Annotated in this window: 10 protein-coding genes; 3 read left to right on the forward strand and 7 right to left on the reverse strand. The window is 72.2% G+C overall.

The window, feature by feature from the left end; translation table 11 throughout:
• Positions 1-14 precede the first annotated feature (14 nt).
• The 3 genes from CWOE_RS14360 to CWOE_RS14370 all read right to left on the reverse strand — a co-directional run bounded on the left by CWOE_RS14360 (position 15) and on the right by CWOE_RS14370 (position 3516).
• A complete protein-coding gene (locus tag CWOE_RS14360; protein ID WP_012934349.1) occupies positions 15-665 on the reverse strand; it encodes an MBL fold metallo-hydrolase in 651 nt (216 codons plus the stop codon).
• A gap of 51 nt (positions 666-716) precedes the next feature.
• Entirely contained in the window at positions 717-1898 is a 1182-nt protein-coding gene (locus CWOE_RS14365) for a hypothetical protein (RefSeq protein WP_012934350.1), read from the reverse strand.
• Between the two features lie 139 nt (positions 1899-2037).
• Positions 2038-3516 (reverse strand): RNA polymerase sigma factor, encoded by a 1479-nt coding sequence (locus CWOE_RS14370; protein ID WP_148261020.1) that lies wholly within the window; start codon positions 3514-3516, stop codon positions 2038-2040.
• A gap of 100 nt (positions 3517-3616) precedes the next feature.
• Between CWOE_RS14370 and uvrA the strand changes: the two genes are divergently transcribed.
• The 3 genes from uvrA to CWOE_RS14385 are packed head-to-tail and all read left to right on the forward strand — an operon-like array spanning position 3617 to position 9184.
• Positions 3617-6511 (forward strand): excinuclease ABC subunit UvrA, encoded by a 2895-nt coding sequence (uvrA, locus tag CWOE_RS14375; RefSeq protein WP_012934352.1) that lies wholly within the window; start codon positions 3617-3619, stop codon positions 6509-6511.
• Positions 6512-6516: 5 nt separating this feature from the next.
• Entirely contained in the window at positions 6517-7116 is a 600-nt protein-coding gene (locus CWOE_RS14380) for an acyltransferase (RefSeq protein WP_012934353.1), read from the forward strand.
• Between the two features lie 10 nt (positions 7117-7126).
• The gene (locus tag CWOE_RS14385) at positions 7127-9184 is read left to right on the forward strand and encodes a beta-propeller domain-containing protein (protein WP_012934354.1); all 2058 of its coding nucleotides are present in this window, start codon (positions 7127-7129) and stop codon (positions 9182-9184) included.
• 49 nt (positions 9185-9233) lie between these two features.
• On the opposite strand, the gene CWOE_RS14390 is transcribed toward CWOE_RS14385, so the two are convergent.
• The 4 genes from CWOE_RS14390 to CWOE_RS14405 form a co-directional block, all read right to left on the reverse strand.
• Positions 9234-10352 carry a hypothetical protein gene (locus tag CWOE_RS14390; RefSeq protein WP_012934355.1) on the reverse strand — a complete coding sequence of 373 codons (1119 nt, stop codon included), beginning with the start codon at positions 10350-10352 and terminating at the stop codon, positions 9234-9236.
• 115 nt (positions 10353-10467) lie between these two features.
• A complete protein-coding gene (locus CWOE_RS14395) occupies positions 10468-10731 on the reverse strand; it encodes a hypothetical protein (protein ID WP_012934356.1) in 264 nt (87 codons plus the stop codon).
• The gene (locus CWOE_RS14400; protein WP_012934357.1) at positions 10728-11840 is read right to left on the reverse strand and encodes an inorganic phosphate transporter; all 1113 of its coding nucleotides are present in this window, start codon (positions 11838-11840) and stop codon (positions 10728-10730) included. Before CWOE_RS14400 ends, CWOE_RS14395 begins: the two co-directional genes overlap by 4 nt.
• A gap of 21 nt (positions 11841-11861) precedes the next feature.
• A complete protein-coding gene (locus CWOE_RS14405; protein ID WP_012934358.1) occupies positions 11862-12488 on the reverse strand; it encodes a DUF47 domain-containing protein in 627 nt (208 codons plus the stop codon).
• Positions 12489-12594: the final 106 nt, after the last annotated feature.

The raw sequence follows: 12594 nt of genomic DNA on the forward strand, positions 1-12594 counted from the left end.
GGTGGCGGCGGGCGTCAGCGGTTCGGGAGCTTCGCCACCGCGGCGGCGAAGCGCGCGGGGTCGCGCAGCGGCGGCCCGTGGCCGAACAGCACGAGCGCCGGCTCCAGCGCGGCGAGCCGCCGCGCCGACATGCGGTTGCGCTCGGGATCGGGGCTGAGCGCCGGGTACGGCTCGCGGATCGCGCCGCGCAGCAGGAAGGGGTTGTAGCCCCACATCACGTCGCCGCACAGCAGCACGCGGTCGGACTCGCGCCAATAGGAGACGTGTCCCGGTGCGTGGCCGGGCGTGTCGAGGATCGTGAAGCCGGTTACCTCGTCACCCTCTCTGAGCGCTCTGGCGACCGGATGCGCCTGCGCGCCGAGCCCGGGAGCCATCCGGAAGCCGAGCCCGATCTGCTTGCCGGCCTCGACGGCCGCGACGTCATTCGCGCCGCACCAGAGCGGGATCCCAAGCTGCGCGCAGACCGCATGGCTGCCGCCGTAGTGGTCGAAGTGGGCGTGCGTGAGCGCATGCGCCGAGATCGGACGCTCGCGCACCTGCTTCAGCACGCGTCGCCGGTCATGCGGTGCGCCGGAGTCGATCAGCACGTCCCCGATCACATACGCGTTGATGCTGTTCGCCGGGAAGCCGTCGAGCTGCCAGACGTCAGGCGCAAGCTGTCGCATGACCGGCGAGGGTAGGGGAACGGGGACAGCGCCGAGCTGGTTCGCGTGGGTTCAGTCGTCCTCGTCCGCGTCCTCTTCGTCGTCGGGATCGTCGGCCTGGTCGTCGTCGTCCGCCTCGTCGTCGTCGGCATCGACCTCGGCGCGCTCGGACTCGATCGAGACCAGTTCAAACGTTCTGCCCTCAACGACGCGGCACTCCATCTCGACTTCGTCGCCGACGGCGAAGGCGCTCACCGAGACACTGGCGGGAACGGCGCACGTGACCGACGCGTCAGGACCGGCGGTGACCGTCACGGCCGTCGCTGCAAGCGCGCTGATCGTGCCCTCGATCTCGACCTCGCCGTCCTCGGCATCGAAGTCGATCCCACGGTCGTCGTCGTCCGTGGTGCCGGGCTCGTGGTCGGCGCCACCGCCGCTGCCGTCCTCGCCGCCACCGCCGTTCTCGCCTCCGCCCGCTCCGGCCTCCTCGTCCTCGTCGTCCTCGCGCGTCAGCGCGACGAGCGTGAACGTGCCGCCGTCGCCGACGGACACGAGCGCCTCGACCTCGTCACCGGCTCTCGCCGACACCTGCACGTCTGTCGGCACCGCGATCGCGATCTCGCCGCGACGGGCGACGGCGATCCGGACGACGTCGTCGGAGGCGCCGAGGAAGATGCCCTCCAGCTCCAGCATCGCGGCCTCACCGACCTGGGTGATCCGTGTCTCCGTCGGGCCGGCGGCGCCGAGCCTGACGTCGGCCACGACGACGTCGCCGACCTGCGGCGCCCGTGCCGCGGCGGCGGTGGTGCCTGTCCGGCCGCGCGTGCGGATCGCGAACGTGCTGCTGCCCGCCGAGACGAGGTACCGGCCTCCGGCCCGCTGAACGAGCGTCGCGCGGACGCGGGCACTCGTCGCGGTTCCGCGCCGGTGCGTCACCGCTCCGGACGCGGCGTACGTGCCGTCAGGGCGTGCGCTCGCGCGCGCGGCGATCCGCTGGCCGACGCGGTAGCGCGCTGCGCTCGCCGTTCGCAGCGTCGTGACCGTTCCGGTGCGGCTCGCCGTCACGACCGTCCCGCGCGCGGCGTCCTTCGCGACGACGGTGCCGGCGACCCGGACGGCTCCGGCGTCTCCGTTCGTGCGGGCGGCGTCGGCCTCCGCTGCGGCGGGCCCGGCGACGGCTGTGGCTGCGGCGGCGAGCGCTGCGGCGGCGAGCGCACGCCGCTTGGGGCGCGCGCACTGGTGAGCTGGTGACATCTGACGTCCTTTCGGCGGACCGGCGGCCTGCGTGAGGCCCCGGTCTTTGCGCCCCGGATCTCGCGATCCGGGTTGCCCGTTCGAGTGTGCTGTCACGAGGTAGGACGCAGCGGACGCGCGAAGATCACGCAGGGTGACGTCAATCATCGTCAGGAACGTCTGCCGCGACGTCGTCGTCGGGTTCCGGGCGCGACGGCTGCTCGTCCGCCGGCTCCGGCTCCTCGGCGGCGGGAACGTCGGGCGGATCGTCGGCGTCGGGAGGTTCCGGCGCGCTCGGCGGGGCCGGCGGGTCGTCCGTCTCGTCGCGGTCGGGCGGCGTGGCATCGGCGGCGTCGTCCGGCTCGTCGTGCTCGTCGGCGTCGCTCGGTTCGCGCGGCCGCTCGGGTGTGGGCGCGCCTCTGCCGCTGGGCGTGGGATCCGCCGGGCCTGTCCCGGGAGCGCCGCCCGTGGGCGGCAACCCACCGCCGGGCGATCCGCTCGCGCCGGGGGAGCCGCTCCCGCCGGGGGAGCCGCTCCCGCCGGGGAAGCCGCTCCCGCCGGGGAAGCCGCCGCCGGGAGAGCCGCCGCCGGGTGAACTCCCGCCCGGCGAGCCGGTCCCGCCCGGCGATCCGCCGCCCGCGGGTGGATGACCTCCGGCCGGCCGATCCGCGAGCGGACCGCTCCCGTCACGCCCGGCAGAACGCCGCCCGGCGCGATCCCGCCCGGCACCGTCTCGCTCAGCGCCACCGCCCACCACGCCGCCCACCGGCCGGCCCGCACCGCCGCTCGGCAGCGCGAACGCCGCCGGGGTGCCGAGCGCGCCGCCCGCCGAGACCGCGGCGTGCGCCGGACGCTCCGGCGGACGCTGGTCGCGCGCCGCCGAGGTGGCAGCCACGCCGCCCGCCCCGACCAGCACGACGACGGCCGCGCCCTTGGCGACGAGGCCGGCCCCGCCGGCCGCTGCGCCGACCGCACCAACCGCACCGGCCGAGCCGGCCGCGCCGAGCGCGCCCACGGCGCCGGCGACCTCGGCCTCCGGCGCACCCCAGCGCAGCACGAGATCGAACGGCGTCACGGCCGTCACGCCCCGGCGCAGCGTCCCGCGCGCGCGGTTCAGCAGCTGCCGCACCGCACCGGGCGTGAGCCCCAGCTCGGCCGCGATCTGCTCGTAGCTGCGGTGCTCGCCGACCTGCAGCAGGATCGCCTCCCGCTGCCGCGGCGGAAGTCTCTGGACCGACGCGACGGTCTCGCGCAGCCGCTCGCGCCGCTCGGCCGCGTCGGCTGCCGACTCGACCGCCGCTCCGGCGCGCTCGGCGGCTTCGAGCGGCTCGACGGCAGGCCGCAGCGACCGCAGCGCGGACACGGCGGCGTTGTGCGCGATCCGGTGCAGCCACGGCCCGACCGCGCCGACGTCGTCGCCTCGCTCGATGCCGCGATGGGCGTTCAGCAGCGTCTGCTGCAGCACGTCCTCGGCGCGATCGGCCCCGACCACGCGCTCGCAGTGGCGCAGGAGCGGCCGCCGGTAGCGTCGCACGAGCACCTCGAACGCGTCCTCACGCCCCGCTCGCACGAGCTGGCAGAGGCGATGGTCGTCCTGGTGGCGCAGCAGCAGGTTCGGCATCGCCCAGCTGATCGGCACGGATGCGTCTGCGCGCAAGCGCGCGGACGCGCCAGGGGACGGATGTCGAGGGCGCGCTCGCGAATGCGAACGTCCGTTCGCCCTTCTATAGTGATCCGCAATGCCGCCATCCGATCAGCTCGTCGTCTCCGGCGCCCGCGAGCACAACCTCAAAGACGTCACGGTCGCGATGCCGCGGAACGCGCTCGTGGTCATCACGGGCCTGTCGGGCTCGGGCAAGTCGAGCCTCGCCTTCGACACGATCTACGCCGAGGGCCAGCGCCGCTACGTCGAGTCGCTGTCGGCCTACGCGCGCCAGTTCCTGGGGCAGATGGACAAGCCGGACGTCGACTCGATCGAGGGCTTGTCGCCGGCGATCTCGATCGATCAGAAGACGACGTCGCGCAACCCGCGCTCGACGGTCGGCACGGTCACCGAGATCTACGACTACCTGCGTCTGTTGTGGGCCCGGATCGGTCATCCACACTGTCCGAGATGCGGGAGAGCGATCGCCGGCCAGTCGGCCGAGCAGATCATCGACCAGGTGATGGACCTCGAGGACGGCACCCGCTTCATGGTGCTCGCGCCGATCGTGCGCGGGCGCAAGGGCGAGTACGGCAGACAGCTGGAGGAGCTGCGCGCGGAGGGCTTCACGCGCGTGAAGATCGACGGCGAGCTGCGGCGGCTCGACGAGGAGATCAGACTCGACAAGAAGTACAGACACGACATCTCCGTCGTCGTCGACCGGCTCGTGATGAAGTCGGAGCTGCGCAAGCGGCTCGCCGACTCGATCGAGACGGCGGTCGCGCTCGCGGACGGGATCGTCGAGGTCGAGCTGGTCGACGGCGGCGAGGTGCGGACGTACTCGGAGAAGTTCGCCTGCCTCGAATGCGGCATCTCGATGCCGGAGCTCGAGCCGCGCCTGTTCTCGTTCAACGCGCCCCACGGCGCCTGCCCGCGCTGCACCGGGCTCGGCTCGCAGATGGAGATCGACCCTGAGCTGGTCGTCCCCGATCCGTCGCTGTCGATCGGCGAGGGCGCGATCGCGCCGTGGTCGGCGAGCGCGTCGAACTACTACGAGCAGCTGACGCAGTCGATATCGGAGCGGTACCACGTCGACCTCGACACGCCGTGGGCGGACCTGGGCCAGGACGCGCAGGACTTCTTCCTGTACGGGACCAACGGCGAGAGAGTCCACATCCAGTACAGAAACCGCTTCGGCCGCACGCGCTCGTACACGACGAGCTTCGAGGGGATCGTGCCGAACCTCGAGCGGCGCTACCGCGAGACCGACTCCGAGTGGGCGCGGGAGAGAATCGAGGAGTACATGTCGGTCGTGCCGTGCCCGGAGTGCAGAGGCGCGCGGCTGCGACCGGAGGCGAGGGCCGTGCTGGTCGGCGGGACGGCGATCCACGACTACACGCACATGCCGGCGCGGCGCGCGCTCGCGTGGGTCAAGGACCTCCAGCTGAGCGACCAGGAGCGGCGGATCGCGAAGCTGATCCTGCGCGAGATCGAGGAGCGGCTGGCGTTCTTGGAGAACGTCGGCGTCGGCTACCTGTCGATGGACCGCGCGGCGGCGACGCTGTCCGGCGGGGAGGCGCAGCGGATCCGGCTCGCGACGCAGATCGGCTCGTCGCTCGTCGGCGTCCTCTACATCCTCGACGAGCCGTCGATCGGCCTGCACCAGCGCGACAACGAGAAGCTGATCGGGACGCTGGAGCGGCTGCGCGACCTCGGTAACACGGTGCTCGTCGTCGAGCACGACGAGGGCACGATGCGCGCCGCCGACCACGTGATCGACATGGGCCCCGGCGCGGGCGAGCACGGCGGGCACGTCGTCGCGGAGGGGACGGCCGCCGAGGTGGAGGCGAACCCCGACTCCGCGACCGGCCAGTTCCTCGCGGGCACGCGGCGGATCGAGATACCCGCCAGGCGCCGCAAGCCGAGCGGCCACGTGACGATCGAGGGCGCGACGCAGCACAACCTGAAGGACGTCACGGTCAAGGTCCCGCTCGGGACGTTCACGGCCGTGACAGGAGTGTCGGGCTCGGGCAAGTCGACGCTCGTCAACGAGATCCTCTACAAGGCCGTCGCGAACAGGCTGCACCGAGCCAAGCAGCGACCGGGCTCGCACCGCCGCATCACGGGGCTCGACCAGCTCGACAAGATCATCCAGGTCGACCAGTCGCCGATCGGCCGCACGCCTCGCTCGAACCCGGCGACGTACATCGGTCTGTTCGACCAGATCCGCGACCTCTTCTCCAAGACGCCGGAGGCGAGGGTGCGCGGCTACAGACAGGGCCGCTTCTCGTTCAACGTCAAGGGCGGCCGCTGCGAGGTCTGCAGGGGCGACGGCCAGATCAAGATCGAGATGCACTTCCTGCCGGACGTCTACGTCCCGTGCGAGCAGTGCCACGGCAAGCGCTACAACCGCGAGACGCTGGAAGTGCGCTTCAAGGGCAAGAACATCGCCGAGGTGCTGGAGATGCCGATCGAGGAGGCGCTCGACTTCTTCGAGCACATCCCGAAGATCCGGCGGCGGGTCCAGACGCTGCACGACGTCGGGCTCGACTACATGCGGCTCGGGCAGCCGGCGACGACGCTCTCCGGCGGCGAGGCGCAGCGCGTCAAGCTGGCGGCCGAGCTGGCGAAGGTCGCGACCGGCAAGACGCTCTACATCCTCGACGAGCCGACGACCGGCCTCCACTTCGCCGACATCCAGAGACTGCTGGAGGTGCTGCAGCGGCTCGTCGACCAGGGCAACTCGGTCGTCGTGATCGAGCACAACCTCGACGTCATCAAGACGGCCGACCAGCTCGTCGAGATGGGGCCGGAGGGCGGCGACGAGGGCGGGCAGCTGCTCGGCGCCGGCACGCCGGAGCAGATCGTCGCGACGCCCGACTCGGTCACCGGCTCGTTCTTGAAGCCGCTGCTGGCCGATCGCGCGGCGATCGTGGCGGCGAGACCGGCCGCGAGAAGACGCCGCCCGCGCAAGGTCGCCGCGGCGGCGTAGACAGCGTGAACGACCTCGCACGGCAGGCGCGCCTGTGGGCGCAGAAGTGGCGCTGGTACCAGCGCAACGAGCTGCCGTGGAACCGCGCGCGGATCCACTGGCACCTGTTGCGGCGGGAGGCGTTCGCGCGCTGGCCACTGCACGGCGACGTGCTGGAGGCGTTCGAGCAGGGGCGGCTGGAGGTCGGTGCGGGCGCGATGTTCGAGCCCGGCGTCTGGCTGACGGCGCCCGGCGAGGCGCGGATCCGGATCGGCGCCGGCACGTTCCTCAACCTCGGCGTGATGGTCGCCGCGCTGGAGCTGGTCGAGATCGGCGACCACTGCATGTTCGCCAACGGCTGCTTCGTGACCGACGGCAACCACCGCTTCGACGATCCCGCCAAGCCGGTCCCGTGGCAGGGCTTCACGACGAAGGGGCCGACGCGGATCGGCGACAACGTCTGGTGCGGGGCGAACGTCGTGATCACGAGCGGCGTGACGATCGGCGAGCGGGCCGTGATCGGCGCGAACTCCGTCGTGACGAGCGACATCCCCGCGTTCAGCATCGCCGCCGGCGCGCCGGCGAGAGTGCTGAAGTCGATCGAGTACGACGCGCCGCAGCGCTAGCCTTGTCCGCATGACACGGCGGACGACGGGGGCGACGGTCGTGGCGATCGCGCTGGCAGCAGCGATCGGAGCGCCGGCCGGCGCGGCCGCGGCCGGTGGATCGGAGGCGGCTGCGGAGGCGGCGGCGGGCGGGCCGGCGGTGCCGAGCGCAGCGGTGCGCGCCGCGGCGTCGAGCGCGGCGGCGAGCGGCACGCTGACGGCGAGCGGACAGCCGGCGCCGAGCGCGGCGGCGGCCAGAGCCAGACCGCGGCTGCGCGCGTTCCAGTCGTGCTCCGCGCTCGTGCGCTACGCGGCGCGGCATACGAAGAGCGTGCCGCCGGTCGCGCGGATCCCGTTCGGGCCGACGACCACCCCCGCGCCGGAGGCGCAGAGCGCACCGGGCACGGGCGACGCGCCGTCGGACAGCTCCGCGACCAACGTGCAGGAAGCGGGCGTCGACGAGCCGGACATCGTCAAGACCGACGGGACGACGCTGTTCGCGGTCGCGGGCTCCACGCTGTACGCCGTCGACGCGCGCGCCGCGACGCCGCGGATCGTCGGGTCGCTGCGGCTCCCCGACGGAGGCGGGCACGAACTGCTCCTCCACGACGGCCGCGCGCTCGTGATCTCCGAAGGACCGCGCTCGGTCGTGCCGCTGCCGGTCGCGCTGGAGCGGAGCGGTCGCGCCGCGCGGGCCGCCGGCGCCGGCGCACGCGCCAGCATGGTCGCGCCCGACATGATGCCCGCCGGGCCGCCGACGACGATCCTGACCGAGCTGGACGTGCGCGACCCGGCGGCGATGCGTGTCACCCGCACGCTCAGCTTCGAGGCGACGCCCGTCAGCGCGCGTCTGACCGGAGCGACGGCGCGCGTCGTCGTCTCCTCCTCGCCGCCGTACTACGCCCAGCCGGCCGCCCGGCGCAAGCTCGCCGGCTGGATCCCGCGCGCGACGCTCGCGCGCGGTCGCGGCAGCAGCGGCGCGCACCGCAGGGGAGACACGCGCCGCAGACGCGGTGCCAGAGCCGCCGGGCGCACGCGCAGCCTCGTCGGCTGCCGGCAGGTGCGGCGGCTGGCGGCGTTCTCCGGTGGCGGGCTGCTGACCGTCCTCACGATCGACCTCGCGAGAGGGCTGCCGGCGATCGACGCCGATGCGCTGATGACCGACGCGCAGACGGTCTACGCCTCGCCGGCCTCGCTGTACGTCGCGACGCAGCGCTGGAACCCGACCGCCGACTCCTCCACGACGATCCACCGCTTCGACGCCTCGCAGCCCGGCCGCACCGACTACCGCGCCAGCGGGACCGTCCCCGGTCACCTGCTCTCACAGTTCGCGCTCTCCGAGCACGACGGCGTCCTGCGCGCAGCGACGACGACGGAAGGCGGCGGCGACACGACGCGCAGCGAGAGCTTCGTCACGACGCTCAGCGCCGGCGACGGCTCGCTGCACCGCCTCGGGCAGGTCGGCGGCCTCGGCAGAGGGGAGGAGATCCGTGCGGTCCGCTTCCTCGGCCCGACCTGCTACGTCGTCACGTTCCGTCAGACCGACCCGCTCTACACCGTCGACCTCTCCGACCCCGCCCAGCCGCGCGTCACCGGCGAGCTGAAGATCCTCGGCTACTCGGCCTATCTGCACCCGCTCGGCGACGGCCTGCTGCTCGGCGTCGGCCAGGACGCGACCGCCGAAGGCCGCCTGAAGGGCGCCCAGCTGTCGCTCTTCGACGTATCCGACCCCGCCAGACCGCGACGGCTCCAGCAGCGTGACCTCGGCGAGAACGCGACCAGCGAGGCGGAGTGGGACCACCACGCCTTCCTCTGGTGGCCGGCGACCAAGCTCGCCGTCATGCCGCTGAGCGGCGGCGAAGTGGGCTCCGACGGGAGCGGCAGTGCCGTCGCCGCCGGCTTCCGCGTCGACCGCGACGCGATCGCCGAGGTCGGCCGTGTTACCCGCCATGCGGCGGCCGTGCGCCGCGCCGTCGTCGTCGGCGAGCGCCTCTTCACGCTCTCCGACGACGGCGTGCAGGCGAGCGCGCTGAGCACGCTCGCCCCGCAGACGTGGCTGCCGTTCCCGGCTCCCGCGACGGGCGGCTAGCCGAGGCGTCCCGCGCCTGGCGACCAGCCGACCGGCGCGGGATCCGCCGTCAGTCGATCCGGTCGTCGACGTCCAGGACCGCGGCGTGCGTGTCGTCGAACGGCCGCCCGGTCCCGTCGAAGAAGACGAACAGCGCCCACGTCTCGCCATCGCGGGTCGCGACGACATCGAGGTACGCCGGCTTGCCGGCCTTGCCGCCGGCGCGGCTGCCGACCGTGACCCGGTACGCCTTCGCGCCGGCCGGGAAGCCCGCGTTCGGGAGCGGTCTGACCGTCGCCGTCGTGTCCGTTCTGGTCTTCTCTCTCGCGTCGGAGGAGCGCATCAGCGACGCGAGGCAGCCGACGCTGTGCGGCGACATCGCGTCGGCGAGGTTCCGCTTCGCGTCCGCGGCGCTCTTCTCGACGACGACGAGGGAGCCAGCAGCTTCCCGTCCGCCGTTGCGCACGAACAGCGACCCCGATGCGCCGGGCGGCGTCGTCCCGTCGTCCTTGTCCTTGGAACATCTCTCCGGCAGGTCGCCCGCGGTCCAGAGGCGGCCGAGGAGGCCCGCTCTCGCGATGTCGGTCGTCTTGGTCCAGCCGCCGCCAGGCAGGTCGCGGCTCCGCAGGACGGCCTGTCTCGCGACGCGCGTCTTCGCCGGCGAGCTGCCGGGAGCGGGCGCCGTCGCGGCTGCTGACGCGTTGGCGGAGAAGGCGGCCGAGCGCGGGAAGACGGTCGGCGCGGGACCGTTGAAGAGCAGGTCGACGTATATGTCGTCGTCGTCATAGCGCCATCTGGTCTGGTGGCTGACGCCGTTGCAGCCGAAGCTGTTGCCGCCGCGGGTCGGGGCGCTGTAGGAGCAGCTGAGCGTCCCGGCGTGGGTGGCGTAGACGATCGCGCCGTGGCAGCCCCACGTGACAGGCGTGCCGGTGTTGTTGAGGAGCATCCCCGTCTTCCCCGGCTGGAGACCCGTCGCGATGTAGACGCCGATGATCGCCGGCGACGTGCCGGGTATCGGCGGCCCGGGCAGGAACGACACGAGACGAGCCGTCGAGGCCGTCCCATTGTGCGCCATTATGTAGCACTCGTCCTTCCAGGCGAACGCGCTGGCGGAAGAGACGGGACCGACGGCGCCGATCGCGGCAAGCGTTCCGAGCACGCCGAGCAGCGCGACGATGCGTCGCGTCATGGGGGAACCTCCGAGGTCATCCAACGGGTGAAACGTCTCCCCGGTTGTCGGCAGGCTGACGCTCTCGCTTGAGGTGCGAGCGAGAACGTCCAGACGGCGTGCGCGCAGCGCGCGGCTACTTCGTCAGCATCGTGCTGACGCCGAAGATGACGGCGCCGATGCAGACCGCGACCGCCACGATCGCGAGTGCGCCGTAGCCGACGAGCGCCACGGTGCGCGACTGCTGCTGCGCCTCGCTCGCTCGCACGGTCCCGAGGATCACGAGCGAGAACGCGACCGAGATGCCGACGCCGGCGATCAGGCCGGCCTCGACGACCTCCAGCAGCTGGCCCCAGTCGACGATCTTCGCCGCCAGCGGGGCGATTCCGAGCGGGCTCATGCGTTGCTCTCCGCCGTCGTGGTGATCGCCGCGCCCTTCTGCAGGCGGCGGATGAACATGAACAGCACGAACGCGACGCCGGCCGCCGCGACGACGATCGGGCCGAGCGCTCCGTCGCCGAAGAGGTGCGTGACGGCGTAGACGAGCCCGCCGACGAGCGCCGAGCAAGGCAGCGTCAGCACCCACGCGACGAGGATGTTGCCCGCGACGCCCCAGCGCACGGCCGACAGCCGCTTCGCCGCGCCGGCGCCCATCACGGCACCGGAGATCGTGTGCGTCGTCGAGAGCGGGTAGCCGAAGTGCGTCGCGGCGAGGATCACCGCGGAGCCGGCGCCCTGCGCGGCGAAGCCCTGGGCGGCGTCCATCTTGATGATGCGGCTGCCCATCGTCTTGATGATCCGCCAGCCGCCCATGTAGGTGCCGAGCGCGATCGCGGTCGCGGCCGAGACGACGACCCACATCGGGACCTCGGCATCGCTGCCGAGGTTGCCGTTCGCGATCAGCGCGAGCGTGATGATGCCCATCGTCTTCTGCGCGTCGTTGGTGCCGTGCGCGAGCGCCAGCAGGCCGCCTGAGAATATCTGCCCGACGCGGAAGCCCCGGCTGACCGGTCCGGGCGCCAATCGCCCGACGATCCGGTAGCAGCAGAGGATCGCCAGCCCGGCCGCGGAGAACGCGAGCAGCGGCGCGATCAGCGCCGGCACGAGCACCTTCGAGACGATCCCGTCGCCGTGGATCGCGCCCGTCCCGACCGCGACCAGCATCGCGCCGACGACGCCGCCGATGAGCGCGTGCGAGCTGCTCGACGGCAGCCCGAAGTACCACGTGACGAGGTTCCAGACGATCGCTCCGACGAGGCCGGCGAAGACGATCGTCGTGGTCACGTCGGCCTGGTCGACGATGTTGTTCGCGATCGTGGTCGCGACCTCCAACGACAGGAACGCGCCGATGAAGTTCAGGATCGCGGCCATCGTGACGGCGACCTTCGGCTTCATCGCGCGCGTCGAGATCGACGTCGCGACGACGTTGGCCGTGTCGTGGAACCCGTTCGTGAAGTCGAACGCAAGCGCCGTCGCGACGACGATGAAGAGGATGATGTCGTTGTCCATCGGGGCGAGAAGTGCGTCGCGCTACGAGTTCTTGATGACGATGCCTTCGAGCACGTTCGCGACGTGCTCGGTGGCGTCGATCGCGTCCTCGAGCCGCTCGAACAGGTCCTTCCAGCGGATCACGACCATCGGGTCGATGCCGTTGTCGAACAGCGACGCGATCGCCTCGCGCGAGACGCGGTCGGCCTCGTTCTCGAGCCGGTTGACCTCGACCGTGAAGTGCGAGATGTCCTTGAAGTCGCGCATCCGCGGGATCGCCTCGACGATCTGCCGCGTGGACTGGAAGAGGATGTGGGCGAGCCGCTGGGACTGCTCCATCGGCGCTTCGATCTTGTAGAGACCGAGGTAGTCCGCCACTTCCTCGGTGTAGTCGACGACGTCGTCGATTCTCGACGCCAGCTCGAGGATGTCCTCGCGGTCGATCGGCGTCACGAAGGTGTGGTTCAGCCGCTGGATGATGTCGTGCGTGATCCGATCCCCCTCCTGCTCGCAGATCAGGATGTCGCGCGCGAGATCCTTCGTCTCCGGGAACCCGCGCAGCATCTGGTCGAGGAGGTCGGCGGCGTGCAGCGCGTTGCGGCCAGCCTCTTCGAACAGGTCGAAGAACTCGCGGTCGCGGGGGGAGAAGATCTGTGACAGGCGCGCCATGGCGCGACCCTCCTCTGTGGCGGCAGGAATCGGAGTGGGGGGTCCGTCGAGACGAGCTGCCTGGCGCACCGATCCCGCTGCGCCTGTGAACGACTCGTGCACGAGT

It is taken from the genome of Conexibacter woesei DSM 14684, assembly GCF_000025265.1.
Taxonomy (GTDB): domain Bacteria; phylum Actinomycetota; class Thermoleophilia; order Solirubrobacterales; family Solirubrobacteraceae; genus Conexibacter; species Conexibacter woesei.